This is a genomic window from Nostoc sp. TCL240-02 (assembly GCF_013343235.1).
Taxonomy (GTDB): Bacteria; Cyanobacteriota; Cyanobacteriia; order Cyanobacteriales; family Nostocaceae; genus Nostoc.
This window is the reverse complement of record NZ_CP040094.1, coordinates 5636220-5653285: the sequence shown is the minus strand read 5'-3', so window position 1 is coordinate 5653285 and position 17066 is coordinate 5636220. Positions and strand designations below refer to the sequence as shown.

Here is a 17066-nt window from a genome sequence, read left to right as displayed (position 1 = left end):
TAAGCAGTTGACAAAAACTGCTAACTAAATGGTATTGCCGTCGATGTATCTGGCATACCACTTTACCACTTAGCTAATGATAGCTAGTTGGACGCTGTTATGCAGCATCAATTGTCGGCAATATCTAACTTGGGCGAGTAAGCGATCGCACAGTAGAAGACACAATGACAATTACATCAGTAGGAGCGCAAGGCCTTGTGCCCCTACCGCGTGGTTTACTTGAAAATGGCGATCGCTTTTAATACGGTTTGCATAAGGTTTTTTGATGACACCCCCTAGATCGGAAAGACGCGATAAATCGCCGTCTCTTGCCTTAACCGAACCGTATTGAAGCATCTCCCAAATTGATTGATAAATTCATAAGTTCATTACAACAATTGCTGCAATGATTTAAGCCTTTCTTATATATGGAAGAGCATTTGTTGCAAAGTATTAAACAATTGCAGCAACGACTTATACATTTGTAAGAAAGACTTAAGCCTTTCTTATATATGGAAGAGCATTTGTTGCAAAGTATTAAGCAATTGCAGCAACGGCTTATACATTTGCAAGAAAAACTTAAGCCTTTCTTATAAATGAAGTAACATTAGCTGCAAAGGTTTAAATTTTTACAGCTTCAAACGTAAAAGCGCAGGCGTAGCCCGTCGTAGACATCGCTTTTGCTTGTTGTCTGAGATAATACCTTTTACATAAATCCAAAATAAGAACCCCAAAGCTACGCTTTTTCTCTTACGAGACGTTACCGCCTTAAGCATTGGCGCAGCCTCTCGTAGAGAAGCTATGCCGAAGGCGTACTCCTACGGAGAAGCAAGCTACGCGTTAGCATCTCTGAAAAAGAAGCCTCTCAAACGCGAGTGCGTTTTTGTTCGCGCAACGTCCCGAACGGAAGGACAAGAGAAGGCTTTACGCTTTATCTACAACACTAGGGTGGGGAAATCTCCAAATCTTTGCAAATCTTGATAGCTAGAATCTCCACAATCTCAGTATGCCTTGGAACTGCGGAGGTTCTGTTGTTTTATGGATTGTAATAAATCGTATGCCTTCCACCTTCTCGAAGGAACAAACAGCCGTTCTTTTCTAAATAGCGAATCAATTCACGTCTTTTCACTATAATTTGACAGTAATCTGTTCACGGACGACATCTTTACCGGAAATTTGTTGCTCTGCAAGTTCCCGATTTGATATTAGAATCAACTCTATCGCTTCCCGTAGACTTTCTCTAGCTTCTTCCAGAGTTCTCTCTTGGACATTAGCGCCGGGTAACTCCTGGACGTAACCGATATACCAATCATCTATTTTTTCATATACAGCAGTGAAAGAATTTTCCATAATTTTGATTAATGGTTATTGTCTTGATTTTAAGTTTTAAGGCATCTACTTTCTAAACTGTCACTCCCTCCAACTCTTCATCTGTCAACTCATATAACTGACGTAGCTTATCTAACTTCTCACCATCAGCTTCCCAGAAACCCCGCCCATGCGCCTCTAACATTCTCCCTAAAATATTGCGAAAAGCTTCAGGATTTGCCTTCCGTAACTTCTCCGCCATCTCTGCGTCTAACGCATAAGTATCAGCCGCTTGGTCATAAACCCAATCATCGGTAAAATCGGCAGTACCACCCCAACCAATCAACGCCGTCATTCGTTGGGAAATTTCAAAAGCACCACCAGAACCTTGATTTGCCATCGCTTGCGCCCATTTGGGATTTACCAACTTAGTGCGGTATTCCATTCGCAGCAAATCATCTAAATTGCGGGGTGTAGTATCCTTCGAGAAACTTTCTACAAAGCTAGTTGTCACCTTCTTACCGCTTTGTTTTTCTGCCGCCTTTTTTAAACCGCCCGTATTAGCGTAATATTCTTGAATATCAGTTAAACCATATTCTACCGAATCAATTTCTTGAACAATGCGATCGCTAGTTTTTAACAAAGTATTCAAAACTTCCGGTCTAGCTTGACCTTTATCTTCTCTCCCATAGCTGAATACATTGCGACTTTGCCAAGTATTTCCCAACTCCTCACCAGATTCCCAATTCCCATCGACAACTCTATCATTCACCAAAGAACCAAAATCACCCGCCGGATTAGAAAACAATCTCGCCGAGGCATTTTCTACCCCTTGGGCTTTTAAAGCCAAAGCATGTTTCCTAACAAAATTCTGATCATCCGGTTCATCAGCATCAGCCGCCCGTTGAAATAAATCATCCAACAATTCGATAATATTTACAAAACTATCCCGGAAAATCCCAGATAAATTACCCAACACATCAATCCGGGGATGTCCAACCTCAGCCAACGGCTTCAACTCATAACGAACAACTCTACCAGTTCCTTCCTTAACAGGTTCAGCCCCCACCAACTCCAAAAGAATCCCCAGAGATTCACCCTTAGTTTTGATCGCATCCAATCCCCAAAGCATCACCGCAACCGTTTCAGGATATTTCTCACACTCCTCCAAATGCTGGGCAATAATTTTTTGACCAATTTCCCGTCCCCGTTCATACGCCGCAGGTGAAGGCATCCGATAAGGATCTAAAGCATGAATATTCCTCCCAGTCGGCAAAACCCCAGCCCCATCCCTTAACAAATCCCCCCCAGGCGCAGGCGGAATATACTCCCCATTCAACCCCCTCAACAAATTCGTCAACTCATCCGTAGATTGCATCAACAAATCCCTTATTAACCTTTCCTCCTCCTCTCTTTCTTCGCGTCCTTTGCGCCTTCGCGGTTCGTTCTCCTCCTCCTCCCCCCCAAAATAAGCCTCCAAATACGCCCCCAACTCCTCCTCACTCGGCCTTTCCCCCAAAGTATGCAGCCCCGAAGAAAACAACCGATTTTCTAAAACCTGCAAATATTCATACAACTCCACCAAATAATCATCAAAAGCATGACCGCTAAACATCCGCACATTCTCCGGCGTAAACGCAATCCCCAACTTCTTCGCATTTGCAAACGGACAATCAGCATCCAACCCAGAATCCACAATTTTTTTACAAATCGCTTCCTTCAACGCATAATTCTTTTGCGGATCTTCCCGATACTCTGCAATCAAATCCCGCAACGCCACCAATTCCTTATACAAACCTGCCCGCCCATAAGGAGGCACATTATGAGAAATCAACACACCATAACCGCGACGTTTCGCCAACATCGACTCAGACGGATTATTCGCCGCATATATATAGAGATTAGGCAAATTTCCTAACAGAATGTCCGACCAAGAATAACCCGTATTCCCCAACGGAGAACCAGGCAACCATTCCACCGTTCCATGCATTCCAAAATGAACAATAGCATCAGCTTGAAACTCATTTTGTAGCCATTTATAATAAGCAGCATATTGAGGATGAGGCGTTAAATCTCGTTCAAACATTAAGCGCATCGGGTCGCCTTGTATCCCCAAAGGTGGTTGTACACCTATCCACACATTACCTAATTGCACACCACCAATCTGAAATTCCTCGCCATAAGTTTTAATACCAGTTCCCGTCAAAGATTTCCATTGTTTTTCAATGCGGGAAGTTTGTAAATATCCCAGCCATTTTTCTAGAGTGCGGAAATTTACAGTACTTGTGGGGTGGGCAACATGAGCGCCATTATCTAGGGGCGGGCGAGACGACTGCCCCACAAGAGGATTAGCTTCATCTGCCTCTTTCACCCAGCGAATCAATTCTTCGCCATCTTCCGGTAAATCTCCGACGGTGTAACCTTGTTCTTTCAGTGCGTGAAGAAACTTCAGCAAACTACGCGGCACATTTAATAATGCAGCAGTCCCCACAGCACCATAACCTGGCGGGAACCCATATAAAATAATTGCAATTTTGCGTTCCGAAGCAGGTTTTTGCCGCAAAGACACCCAGCTTTTCACCCTATCAATTAATCGCTGCACCCGTTCAGGAACTAGATAAATATTTTCGCCCACCAACCCACCGAGAGGAATAGTATCAATGGCCCCATCTAATTCTGGTAAGGCGTACAACACCACACTTTGCAATCCGCCAACACCTTGGCGCGTCCACGAGTGAATATCTTGAATTAATAGTGGTGCAGCAACAATATAAGGTACATTCTTGGCAGTCAGGATGCGCTTTGCTACTTCTATTTGGCGGCCTGCTTCCATTGAACCAGCCGGGCCACCCACCAGAGGAAAGCCAATTGTAGAGACGATCGCATCTACTTTAACTGCTTCACTAGAAAGTGAGGGTGTCTCAATATTACCTAGTTGTCGTTGCTGAATTTCATAGTCGGTTGTCATCAAATCTCGTACCGCCACGTGTCCTTCTACGCCGTTGATGAAGATGGGTAAAGGAGTTAACCCGGCTTTTTCAAAACTGCGAATTAGTTGGGGAATGTAGGGTAGTTTGGTGATGACGTGTTTTCGGTAGAGGAGAATTCCGACAACTGGTTTTGTAGAGACGCGATTCATCGCGTCTATTGGGAAGACGCGATGAATCGCGTCTCTACAATGGGTTTTATACCATTCCAGATATTCGCGGGGTGATTCAAAAAACCCTTGATAGTCGGGGTGGAGTAATCCGATGTTGGGGGTTTCGATTAACGGGGGAATGTCGCCGACTTTTAAATCTAAGTATTTTTCTGCTAGTGTCCAGAATAATGAAGCGACGTTTTCTGGCCCGCCAGCATTCCAGTAACCATAGATAATTAACCAGTTGCGTAAGTCTTGGACTTTTTGCACTGGGACATATTTCAGTAGTTTGGGGCCAATTTTTAAGAAGCTGATGTAACCAGCAAGTTTGTCTTCTTCTCGTCCGTTGCTAAATTTGTCGAGGATGAATTTAACTGGTTTGGGCATTCCTTTAGGCTTGTCGCCAATGGCAAAATCACCCAACTTGGTTAAACTCATCAATTCCAAGGCCGACTCAAAGACTAAGCGGATGGGAATTTGGGAAATGCGATCGCCAAGCCACACAACCTGGTCATAATCAAATAGTAGACTACCGAAAAATACATCAGCGTTATCAAGTGCTGCTTCTACCTCGGCGCGTTGACTGGTAATATTGCGATCGCTAAATACCCGAATATCCAACTCAGGACAGCGAGAGTTAGCCAAAAAAGCTGCTTTCCTGTACAAGTCAGCGTTGAATGATTCAAACCCAGCAACCAAGACGATGCGTTTCATGCCTGTAAGCTACGAAATATTTCTTTACTTAAATCTTAAACGTGCTTTCAGGTTGATTGTTATATATCTATCCACAGATTCCGGTCAATAATTTCTTGAGGTAGCTAGAACTTTACCATCACCAATGCCTTTGGGATATTTTAATTCCTTTAGTACCCAATACTTGTCAGGTTTTGGGGAAAAGGGGAAGGGGAAAGAAAAAACCTTTAACCTTTTCCCCAAACCCAATTCGAGTTAAAAATCCAAAACCCGAGCAGTATTGCTTTAGTGCCTCTACACAACGAACGAATTTCTTGTACTGACAGGTTTGTGAATGTATGCAACTTGATAATATCTAATCTCCCACAGGTGTGTAGAAAATATCACGTATTCTTTAATACTGTAAAGTATTATGTGTTAAGCTGCTCAGGATTAACAGCAAAGCCAAGGGTAGAGTCTGTAAATGGTTTACGACTCTATAAGCCCACGTTCATATCAGGAGGTGCGTCGGTTTAGAGATTTGGATATCTAAATTAGGTATGTTTTTTATGGCTTTCTACTTTTCTAAAGCGCTATTATCTGAATAATGAAGGCAATTGCTGCATTGAAAATTATTGCAAAAGTTAACTTGTTATTCTCGATTTTGATAAATTATAATGGTTATGTTTTTGGTGACAATCTACCTTTTAATTAAGGTATTTTAGCATATAAATTTGCTGTTCAGGTTCGCAGAAAAACTTATTTTGTCTGCTAGCGTATTAATGCTTAAAACAATGCGGACATTGCGAACAAGTACTTCAACAAATTTATTAACAAAACTTTGTCTATATAATTGGAAGAGTTTTGAACGAGTGTAAAAAGTAAGTAATTTGAGGATGAAATTATGAAATTTGGAATTGATAGCGGACACAACTGTCCACCAGACACAGGAGCCAGTGGGATTAAATTTGAGGATAATTTAACTCTTGATGTCGGCAATAGAGTGATAGCGAAGTTAAGAGCTTTGGGCAATGAAGTCGTAGTATGTAGACCGAGTAGTGCCCGTACAGTAACTGAATCACTCTCAAAAAGATGTTCTACAGCGAATGGCAGTAAAGTAGATATTTACGTTTCGATTCATTTTAACTGTTTTAATGGACAGGCTAATGGCACAGAAGTATATGCAACTAGCGACACAGGGAGAAAAATCGCTAAACCTGTATTAGATGAAATCGTCAAGTTGGGATTTTTTAATCGCGGCGTTAAGAGTGGTTCCCATTTGTATGTTCTGAAAAATACAGATATGCCTGCAATTCTTGTAGAAGGTTGCTTCATCGATTCGCAAAAGGATGTAAATCTTTTTAATCCTGAAGCAATGGCTAATGCGATCGTCAAAGGTTTAACTGGGAAAGTTCCAACTACTCCTGTTAACCCTGTACCAGATGAAGAAGAGAATGTAGATACAACTATTCTCCGACTGCAAAAAGCCTTAAATCGACTCAAAATAGTTGATAAAAATGGTAAGGCGTTAGTAGAAGATGGCTTGACTGGGGCTAACACTAAATCTGCTGTCGAAAAATTTCAGGCTATTGTCGGAGTTCAGTCAACTGGAGTTGCCGACGAAGCTACATGGAATGCCATAAATCTAATTTTGGCAAAACGAATTATCAGACCAAACCATGCTGGTGGTGCAGTTGTTAGATATTTACAATACCGTTTAGGTGTTGAGAATGATGGTGTTTACGGGCCGCAAACAGAAGTTGTAGTCAAGAACTTTCAAAAGCAAAATGGTTTAGATGCCGATGGGATTGTTGGGCCTGATAGCTGGCAGAAATTAATCGGTTAGATCGAGGGTTAGATATTGTTCGTAGTTGTAGATCCTCCTAAATCCCCCTTAAGAAGGGGGACTTTGAGAGGTTTTTGTCTTTTTAAGGTGGGTTAGTCGGCTTTAGGGATTTCCGAGAAATAAATTATTCAAATAAACGTAGACACAAAGCGGCTTGCCGTAGGCTATCACAGAGACACAGAGAAGCCAGCGCGTTGCGGGGGTTCCCTCCGTTGTAGCACCTGGCGCAACACAGAGAGAAGAAATAGAGAGGATTTTTACATCAGTTTTGGGATATTTTTTTATTTGGAAGTCCCTTAATTAAGTAATCAAACGGTGATGATAGTGGGCAAGAATAAATTAATTAACCACAGGAAAAAGCGATCGTGAAACACCTTGAGGGAAGAGTGGCATTAGTAACAGGTGCTACGCGGGGAATTGGTAGGGGAATTGCTATTGGTTTGGCTGAGGCTGGGGCAACTGTATACGTCACGGGACGCAGCCTCAACAACTCCTCCAGTGATGCGGTTTCAGGAAGTCTTGGTGAAACCCAATCAACTATAGAGGAAGTCGGTGGTGTGTGTATTCCTGTCCAAGTAGACCACGGTGACGATGAGCAGGTGCGTTTACTGTTTGAGCGCATCCAAGATGAGCAGGATGGACAACTTGACCTACTGGTGAATAATGCTTACTCAGGAGTTGAGGCATTAAAAAACGCTTTTGGGCAGCCCTTTTGGGATTGTGAACTAAGTCTGTGGGATGCAAGCAACAACGTTGGTCTTCGTAGCCACTACGTTGCAAGTGTTTTTGCTGCGCGAATGATGACCAAGCGTAATTCTGGACTAATTTGCACCATTTCCTCGTGGGGCAGTATGTCTTATATCTTTAATACAGCTTATGGTGTTGGAAAAGCAGCTTGCGATCGCCTAGCGGCTGATATGGCTGTTGAGTTAAAACCCCATAATGTGGCTTCTGTTTCCATTTGGCCGGGTATTGTTGGGACTGAGCTTTTTTCCCGTTTTGCTACTGAGATGAATCAAACCGATACTACTGAGCAAAAAAACTCATTAATTAGCGATCGCTACAACTGGGAAACTCCCTTATTAACTGGACGGGTAATTGCTGCACTTGCTTGTGAACCAAATTTAATGCGCCGTACAGGACGTGTGCAGATTGTTGCCGAACTAGCTGATAAATATGGAATTGTCGATGAAAATGGCGATCGGCCTGCATCACTACGCTCTTTACGTTTTGTGCTACCGGCTGCATTACCTATATTGAGAAACTACTCATGGCTCATACCCGATATTAAAATGCCGTGGTCATTCCTATTACTGAGTGCCCTTAGCTCACCTAAAATTTAATGGGCATTAGACAGCAGTTAAAAAATTTCTTACCCCCATTCCCAATTCCCAATCCCTAATTCTTTATACCCAATTTCCAAACAAGCTGTTTGAGATCATAAAACTTTGTATCCTGAATTAATAGGTCTTTATAAATAGTTCTTTTAAAACTGGTGCAAGAAGATTTTAGGCTAATCGTTGATTTAGTTTTAGTTTTGGGCGTTGCAGCCTGTGGTGGATTGTTGGCGGCACTTTTACGGCAACCCGTGCTGTTAGGCTATCTCATCGGCGGGATAGTCATTGGGCCAACTGGACTGGGATTAATTAAAGAAGTTATTCAAGTAGAGACTCTGGCACAGTTTGGTGTTGCCTTTTTGTTATTCGCCTTGGGTGTAGAATTTTCCTTTGCGGAACTCAAGAAGGTAAAAGCGATCGCTCTTGGTGGAGGTGGACTCCAGATTGCTTTGACAATTTTGGTAACAGTTGTGGTATCCGGGTTAAGCGGGGCCTGGGGAACCTTACCCGCTAAGGGGATGTTTTTGGGATGTATTCTGTCCTTGTCTTCCACAGCCGTTGTCCTTAAATGCTTGATGGAACGCAATGAAACAGAAACGCCTCACGGACAAGTAATGTTGGGGATTTTGGTAGTCCAAGACTTGGCACTGGGACTGATGTTAGCAGTTCTACCAGCCCTAAACCAACCAGCAGAAACCATTGGTATCGCCGTGCTAACAGCCCTACTGTGGATTGCTTTATTTGCTGCTGGTGCAGTGGCTGCGGGGATGTGGTTGATACCGCCTTTGTTGCAACTGTTAGCTCGTACCGAAAGCCGAGAACTATTTTTATTAGGGGTTGTAGCTTTATGTTTGGGCATTGCTCTGTTGACAGAGCATTTGGGGCTGTCCATTGAAATGGGGGCATTTGTCGCGGGTTTGATGATTTCTGAGGTGGAATACGCCGATCAAACCCTAACTTATGTCGAACCACTGCGAGATATCTTTGCCAGTTTATTTTTTGCCGCCATTGGGATGTTAATTGATCCAGTGTTTTTGTGGAATAACCTGGAATTAATTTTGGGACTGGTAGCACTAGTTTTCATAGGTAAATTCTTGATTATCACGCCCCTAGTGAAACTATTCCGCTACCCTTTAAAAACAGCCATAATCGCCGGTTTAGGACTGGCGCAAATTGGGGAATTTTCCTTTGTTCTCGCCAGTGAAGGGCAGTCTTTAGGGCTAGTATCTCGACAGATATATTTATTAATTTTGGGAACCACCGCAGTTACCCTCATGCTGACTCCCTTTGTCTTGCGGTTAGTCCCATTTTTATTTAACTTTGCCGAATCAATGCCTTGGTTGAAACCGTACCTAGAAGAACAAGAGGCGCTGGATGTATCAGAAGATTTGCCATTCAAAGACCATGTAGTAGTCTGTGGTTATGGGCGAGTCGGCAAAAATTTGGTGAAGTTGTTGTTGCAACACAACCTACCTGTGGTGGTAATCGACCAATCAGAAAGTAGAATTCAGCAGTTGCGTGAGGCTGGAGTCTCTTATGTCTATGGCAATTGTGTGAGTTTACACGTTTTAGAAACCGCCGGAGTAAATCATGCCAAAGGAATGGCGATCGCACTCCCCGATCCCATAAGTACCCGTCTTTCCTTAAAACGCGCCTTAGAATTGCGTCCAGAATTAGATTTAGTTGTCCGTGCTACCCAGGATAAAAATATTGAGGTGCTGTATCAATTGGGTGCTAGAGAAGTGGTGCAACCAGAGTTTGAAGCCAGCTTAGAAATGGCAACCTATTTATTAACTGGCTTAGGTTTGTTGTCACCAACAGTTGTCCAACGAGAAATGCAGCAAATCCGCAACGATCATTATTTAGATTTGCGCCCAGAACGTTCTGCAACCGAAGTTGCTCGTGATTTGCGCCAAGCCACCCGCGATTTAAATCAACGTTGGTATCCTTTGCCAGCAGATTCGCCCTTAATTGGCATGAGTATAGAAGAGGCAGATATGCGCTACTTAACAGGAGCGAGTTTGATGGCAATTCGTCGCGCTAACGGCGATGAAATCGATTATCCCAATAATCAAACCAAATTGGAAGATGGCGATCGCTTGCTGGTAGTGGGAGCAGATGAAGAACTGGCAGCTTTGGCAGAATTCGCCAAGGGACAAGCTGCTGTTCCCGGAGAAAATAGTGCTTGCCAGTGGGTTACAGTTAATGCAGATACGCCAACGCTAGGTAAAACCCTTGCAGATTTAGATATCAACAAACGATTTGGAGTACAGGTACAGGCGATCCGGCGCGATGGTAAATTTATTCGCTATCCTGATGGCGGCATGGATTTGCAAGTTGGCGACCAAGTATTATTATGTGGTGGTCTGATAGGTCTGAGTCAAATAGAACAGTTATTTGCGATCGCAAATTCACTACCCCTGTCTCTTCCAGTATTGAAGGCTGCTCAGGCAGAAGCACTCCAAGAGTTTCTACCTGTGGATCGTGTGGATTGAAGAGAGCAGGGGGCAGGGGGCAGGGAGCAGGGGGCAGGGGGCAGGGAGCAGGGAGCAGGGAGCAGGGGGATGATTAATAATTAGCGTTTGATGAGCCAGGAGGATGGATTTTTGATTATGTTTACTAGAATGCCCAGAACTCGGTTGTAAGTTTCATAAAGTTCTCTGCCTGTTTCAACGTTTAGATAATTGCATTGAAGTGCGAATTTAAGCCAAGTTTGCGTTTCTGCCGCTTCCGATTCACAATCGTTCAATTTAGCCACAAAAGCCGCCTCATAACGACGCTTTCTCCATGCTTCTGCAAGATTTGCACAAACAGAACGAGATGAACGACGAATTTGATCAGTCAATGAATACTTCTCCTCCACAAGAAACTTTTTTGACAGTTCAAAAATTTTCATGGCAACATCAAAGGCCATTTTGTATACTTCCAAATCTTCATGACTCTTAATTGGCTCTTTTTCCATTCCCCCTGCCCCCCTGCCCCCTGCCCCCCTGCCCCCCTGCTCCCTTACTCCCTGCTCCCTGCTCCCTGCCCCCTTGCCCCGTTTACTTAAGCAATCGCTGCTCCACCGTATTATGTAAGGGGATAGAAAGAGAAAACTCCGCTCCTTTTCCCGGTTCGGATATTACACTTAGTCGTCCGCCATGTTTTTCTACAATCGAGTGGCTAATTGATAATCCTAAACCTGTTCCTGTGCCTATAGGTTTTGTTGTGAAAAATGGGTCAAATAGGCGCTGTTTCACCTCGTCAGACATCCCAGACCCATTATCTGCAATTTGAATAATTACTGTATCAGCATCAGTCATTTTGGTACGAATTTGGATAGCGGGAATTTTTGTTTGCCTATCTTCATTTATGAATGATGAATCTAAGGCATCAATAGCATTGTTCAGAATATTCATGAATACTTGATTGATCTGACTGGCGTAGCAACTAACTTCTGGCAACTGTTCATATTCTTTAATTACATCGATTCCGGGGCGGTGTGCTTTCTCTTCTAGACGGTGGTGTAAAATTAACAGGGTGCTGTCAATGCCTTCATGAAGATTGACACTTTTCATTTCAGCCTCATCCAAACGCGAGAAATTGCGGAGAGAAAGGACAATTTGACGAATGCGATCTGCCCCCACTTTCATTGATTGCAGCAATTTTTGTAAGTCTGGTTTGAGAAAGTTTAAATCTATTGCCTCTAGTTCTTGTTGAATCTCAGGAAATGGTTGAGGATAGTAGTGCTGATACCGCTCAACCAGATGCAGCAAATCTTGACAATACTCATTGGTATAGGTGAGGTTGCCATAGATAAAGTTAATCGGGTTGTTAATTTCATGGGCAACACCTGCTACCATTTGTCCCAATGAAGACATTTTTTCAGTTTGAATTAGTTGGCTTTGAGTGTGTTGCAGTTCCTCTAAAGTTTCCGAGAGATGCTGATTTTTATCATTCAACTCCAGAGTTCTCTGCTCAACCTTTTGCTCTAAAGTATGGCTGTAATCTTCTAATTGAGCTTTTGCTACAGCTAGATTGTTATACAACATGGCATTTTGCAGCGAGATGGCAGCTTGTGCTGTGAGCAACCGCAAAACCTCAAGACGGTTTTGGGTAAAGGCTCCAGTTGTCAAACTGTTTTCTAGGTATAGGATGCCAATTAGTTGGCCACGATTGTGAATAGGCGTACAGAGTAGGCTTTTGGGTTGCCATAGAATGATGTAGGGATCGTTGGCGAAGGTAGTTTCCTTGCGGGCATCATCTAACACTAGGGTTTCGGTGGTGCGCGATACATAATTCACAACTGCTTTGGGAACATCCTGACTGGCTGAAAGAGGAAGGGAGTGCAGGTTTATTATCCCCAAGTTTTCATCGGTAGGCGTAGGGTGTGGCAGAAATTGCTGTTCTTCAAAGATCGCTTGACTAGTTTTTTGAGCCACAACAACCCAATTATCCTCTTGAAGCATCAGAAGAACTGATTTATCAGCCCCGGCATTTTCGATTACAACCTGCATTAGGGTTGTTAACAGCTTTTCTAACTCAATTTCTCCAGCCAGTGCATGAGAAGCTTTCATCACCGTTGCTAAATCTAATGCTTCAGTCCCAGTGGAACTACTTTGGTTAAATCCGATTGTAGTGGTGAGGGTTGAAGAAGTAGTTTCATCCTGCTGAAACAGCTTAAGCAATAATTGAGAATATTGGCGTTCCAACTGGTTAACTTTGGCGATCGCTCCCCAGCTAAGGTAAGTGTAATAGGCATTTTCGAGGTAAATTTGAGCGATCGCTTCTTTGTTCCATTCTAAATAAAATCGGGCAGCCAGTTCATTGGCGAGAGCTTCTTCCTGAATATATCTATTGGCTTTTGCCTGTGCGATCGCGCGATCATAATAATCCACTGCCTGGGCCATCTGTCCCAAGACTCGGCATTCTTCAGCTTTCACCAGTTCAAATTTGTGCAAATAATTCATCGGTGCGTGGTGCGCCCATGTCTGCATCTTTTCCTGGTTTTCTGTAACCCGTTCAAGTAATGTTTCTTGGCGAGAAGCCGTAGCTGTGCGATACTCTGCTAAAGCCGTCAGGGAATCATAAAAATAAAACATCGGCACAGTGGCATAGCCTGTTCCCGCAACTAGATATTCTCTGGCTTTGGCGGCTGTTTCCACTGCTTGAGAAAGGTTTTCAAACAGATAACAGAGAATCAATTTGTGGAGGAAGAAATAGTGAAGCCCTGTCAACTCATTGGCTTGAACCAGTTGATTCACAAATTCGGCTTCGTTGAGTGCTTCGCCTGTTATAATGCAGGGATTCTCAGATTTGCCAAGCAAATTCAAAACTGTTTGCCAAAAGATACGGCAATAGTTTAGAGTCGTACCTTGCTTAAAATTTTCCAAAACATGACAGTAAGCCCGGATGTCTTCCTCTAACGAGTTCAATTCTCGACCTAGGAAATAGGAATATTGGCAGATGTCTTTGGTATTGAAACCTACGTAGTATACATTTCCAGTTTCTAGAGCAATCTTGTAACCCTCCAGCATTAACTGCAAAGATTTTTGCAGTGAAGACTTCAAATAGGTGATGAAAGCACCTACGACATAAAAAACTGTAGGCTTAATGTCACTAATATTAAATTTGTCAGTTAGTGCCAAGGCAAGATTGCCAACTCGATCGGCTGTTTCAATATCCTGAAGAATTCCGCTCAACAGAATGCCATAACAGCCATAACAAAAGGCAGAAAATGGAGCATTGCCATACTCAATGGATGCTTGAACTTGAGACAAAACCAGTAGTGGAAACAGATTAGGATCAGCAATGTAAACGGCTGGAGCAACGTTTGCCACAATTCGGGTGACAGCTAGCTTCTCTGCGGCTACCATCACAGGTAAGTCAACCAATTCTGCAATATCACGACCGTTAATCAGAGTAGCAGTTTCTTGGAGGGCTTGCTGAATGTCTTGCGGGGTGGGTGTTTCTGGGAAAATCACGCCGAATTTACTCATTCCCTGACGCGCGATCGCGATCGCACCCAGGACATCATTTTTAGCTGTATACGCCTGGATTTTGGTTTCGTAAATACCGACTAGATCGAGTGGAGTTTTGGCTTGCTGGATGACTGTTCGAGCCAATTGCTCCATCTGTTCATACGCGCCACTAAGATAAGCAGCATCGGCGGCTGATTCGTGCAATGCAAGAGTTAATTCATACTGACTTTGCCAACAGTCGGATCTCAATAAACGAATCCCGGTAGTTAAATACTCAATTGCTACCTGGTAAGCTGTGGAAGATTTGGCTTTTTTTCCTGCCAGCAGGTTGAGTTGTGCCAGTTGATCGCGATCGGTTTGAGATGCGATCAGTTCTATGCCAAGATTCAATTGATTAACAATTTCAAAAATCAGCAATTCTTGCTCAGTTTCCGAGGTATTGCTCAACAGCAATTGACCAATCTTTAGGTGAGTTGCTGATTTCTGATCGTCTGGAATTAGTGAATAAGCGGCTTGTTGAATGCGATCGTGGAAAAATTTGTAGGTAATAATTATCGGTGTGTTGTCATTTGTCAAATCATCCATGACAACAGACTCATCCTGAAAAAATGTATACCCTTCCCCACTGGGTAAGATCAATTCATCCTTGAGGGCTGGCCACAAATCTGCTGCGGTTTGGACTGGAGATTTTTCATAGACAACTGATAGGGTTTCTAAATCAAACTGATTGCCGACACAAGCAGCCAGTTTGAGAACATTCTGAGTCTGCTGTGGTAATTTGTTGAGTTGCAGCGCCACAAACTCGACAATATCTTCTGTAAAAGACAGCGCCCGGATTTGAACCAGATTGCACTGCCAATCTCCTGTTCTGCTGGCAAAGGCAATCAGCCCATCTTCATACAGCGATTTGAGAAACTGGTTAGTAAAAAATGGATTACCTTTAGTCTTTTGATACACCAGATTGGCGATCGCAGTTGCTTGTTCTGTTGAATATTTGAGGGTATCTGCAATCAGTTGATTTAGGTCGGTTTCGGTAAGGGGCGAAAGAACAATATTACTAACTGTAATCGCCTCTTGACGCATTTCCTCAATGGTCAACATCAGGGGGTGGGCAGAGGAAACCTCATTATCCCGATATGCTCCAATCACTAATAAATAAGAGTTGCTGGCTTCACTCATCAACAAATGCATCAGTTTTAAAGAAGCCGAGTCTGCCCACTGTAAATCATCAAGGAAAATAACTAGGGGATGCTCTTGGGTTGTGAATACTTGAATGAATTTCTGAAACAGCAAATTGAAGCGGCTTTGAACAGCACTACCCGATAATTCCGGGAGTGAAGGCTGTTTCCCAATGATTCGTTCGAGTTCTGGAATCACCTCAATAATTACTTGACCACTTTCACCCAAGGTAGATAAGATTTGAGTTTTCCACTGCTCAATTTGAGCATCACTCTCTGTCAGCAGTTGTGCCATTAAGTCCCGAAACGCTTGCACCAAAGCAAAAAAGGGAATATTCCGATTAAATTGATCGAATTTGCCCTTGATAAAGTATCCGCGCTGACGGGTGATTGGTTTGTGAACTTCGTTGACAATTGCTGTTTTTCCAATGCCAGAGGAACCTGCCACCAGCATCATTTCAGAAGTTCCCTGGCGTACCCGTTCAAAAGTTTCTAGCAGCATGGCCACTTCTACTTCCCGTCCATAGAGTTTTTCGGGAATTGCAAAGCGATCGCAAACGTCCCTGTGCCCTAGCTGAAATGGGATAATATTTCCACTTGACTGCAATTGCTCCAAACAAATTTGCAGATCGTGCTTTAGCCCTAATGCACTCTGATAGCGGTCTTCAGCATTCTTTGCCATCAGTTTCATGACGATATCACAGAGAATTTGGGGAATCTCTCCTTTATCATTTAAAAGTGGTGGTTGTTTTGCTATATGACAATGCACTAATTCCATCAAATCATCCGATTGAAATGGCAATTGCCCAGTTAAGAGTTCATAGAAAGTGACTCCGAGAGAATAGAAGTCAGTGCGATAATCAATCCCCCGATTCATTCGCCCGGTTTGTTCGGGGGAGAGATAGGCGAGAGTTCCTTCTAAAACAGTCGGGCTGGTTGAAAGTTGGTTAACTCTCGGCAGCAGTGAAGCAATGCTAAAGTCAATGAGTTTGACCTGCTTTGTGGTAGGGTTTATCAGGATATTGGCGGGTTTGATATCCTTGTGGATGATTTCGTGATGATAGAGATCAGCCAGAATATCGGCAAGTGCGATCGCAATCTCTAAAAACTCAGTCAAAAAATCAGGATGCAGAGATGAGGAATTTTCTTGATTTCCTGTCTCACCAAGTCCTTTCCTTCTAAAAACAGTGTACTCCTTCAAAGAAATTCCGCCAAAGTCTTCTAAAATCAGGACGGGTCGATTTTGACAACTTTCCAGACTATAGATCCGAACAACCCCAGGAACATTTAAGATTTTCGTAATTGAGTACTGATTCCTGAATTGAGCCAATTCAATCAGACTGGGATAAGAATTTTTCAGAAGTTTGATCACAACAGGAGTTTGATCGGCCTCTCGCCAACCTCGGTAAACCAGGATGCGAGTGCTGGTGTAAATTTTTTCACCAATCCCATAACCGGGAACATCGACTCGATTTTCTACCATAAAACTTGCGACTGGATAACCTGAGTTCAGTTTTCCCTAATTAACTCGAAGTATCACAATTCATGATGTAATTTTCTGAAGGCAAAAAATTGAGAAACCCAGTTGATTTTGCTCAACCCGGTATAGTTAAATACTGTTCATCTCAGGGCGATACCCTGGGG

At 43.1% G+C, this 17066-nt stretch carries 7 protein-coding genes; 3 read left to right on the top strand and 4 right to left on the bottom strand.

The window, feature by feature from the left end:
• Positions 1 to 1107: 1107 nt before the first annotated feature.
• Positions 1108 to 1329, bottom strand: coding sequence for a type II toxin-antitoxin system HicB family antitoxin (locus tag FBB35_RS24005; protein ID WP_174711734.1), 222 nt, complete (start codon positions 1327 to 1329; stop codon positions 1108 to 1110).
• A 52-nt stretch (positions 1330 to 1381) separates the two neighbouring features.
• A complete protein-coding gene (gene bchH, locus FBB35_RS24000) occupies positions 1382 to 5140 on the bottom strand; it encodes a magnesium chelatase subunit H (protein WP_174711733.1) in 3759 nt (1252 codons plus the stop codon).
• Between the two features lie 862 nt (positions 5141 to 6002).
• Here bchH and FBB35_RS23995 point away from each other — a divergent pair.
• From FBB35_RS23995 to FBB35_RS23985, 3 genes are all read left to right on the top strand, one after another.
• Positions 6003 to 6944: an N-acetylmuramoyl-L-alanine amidase gene (locus tag FBB35_RS23995; RefSeq protein ID WP_174711732.1), complete on the top strand. Its 942-nt coding sequence runs from the start codon at positions 6003 to 6005 to the stop codon at positions 6942 to 6944.
• 365 nt (positions 6945 to 7309) lie between these two features.
• On the top strand, positions 7310 to 8287 hold the full coding sequence (locus tag FBB35_RS23990; RefSeq protein WP_174711731.1) for an SDR family NAD(P)-dependent oxidoreductase: 978 nt from the start codon (positions 7310 to 7312) through the stop codon (positions 8285 to 8287).
• Positions 8288 to 8439: 152 nt separating this feature from the next.
• On the top strand, positions 8440 to 10776 hold the full coding sequence (locus FBB35_RS23985; RefSeq protein WP_174711730.1) for a cation:proton antiporter: 2337 nt from the start codon (positions 8440 to 8442) through the stop codon (positions 10774 to 10776).
• Between the two features lie 80 nt (positions 10777 to 10856).
• Here the strand turns inward: FBB35_RS23985 and FBB35_RS23980 are convergent, their stop codons facing one another.
• Both FBB35_RS23980 and FBB35_RS23975 read right to left on the bottom strand, forming a co-directional pair.
• Positions 10857 to 11243 carry a four helix bundle protein gene (locus tag FBB35_RS23980; protein WP_174711729.1) on the bottom strand — a complete coding sequence of 129 codons (387 nt, stop codon included), beginning with the start codon at positions 11241 to 11243 and terminating at the stop codon, positions 10857 to 10859.
• Between the two features lie 82 nt (positions 11244 to 11325).
• Entirely contained in the window at positions 11326 to 16905 is a 5580-nt protein-coding gene (locus tag FBB35_RS23975) for an ATP-binding sensor histidine kinase (RefSeq protein WP_174711728.1), read from the bottom strand.
• Positions 16906 to 17066 lie beyond the last annotated feature (161 nt).

Bases quoted from the DNA above. Each gene is read 5' to 3' on its own strand.
- FBB35_RS24005 (WP_174711734.1), bottom strand. From the start codon at position 1,329: ATGGAAAATTCTTTCACTGCTGTATATGAAAAAATAGATGATTGGTAT.
- bchH (WP_174711733.1), bottom strand. From the start codon at position 5,140: ATGAAACGCATCGTCTTGGTTGCTGGGTTTGAATCATTCAACGCTGAC.
- FBB35_RS23995 (WP_174711732.1), top strand. From the start codon at position 6,003: ATGAAATTTGGAATTGATAGCGGACACAACTGTCCACCAGACACAGGA.
- FBB35_RS23980 (WP_174711729.1), bottom strand. From the start codon at position 11,243: ATGGAAAAAGAGCCAATTAAGAGTCATGAAGATTTGGAAGTATACAAA.
- FBB35_RS23975 (WP_174711728.1), bottom strand. From the start codon at position 16,905: ATGGTAGAAAATCGAGTCGATGTTCCCGGTTATGGGATTGGTGAAAAA.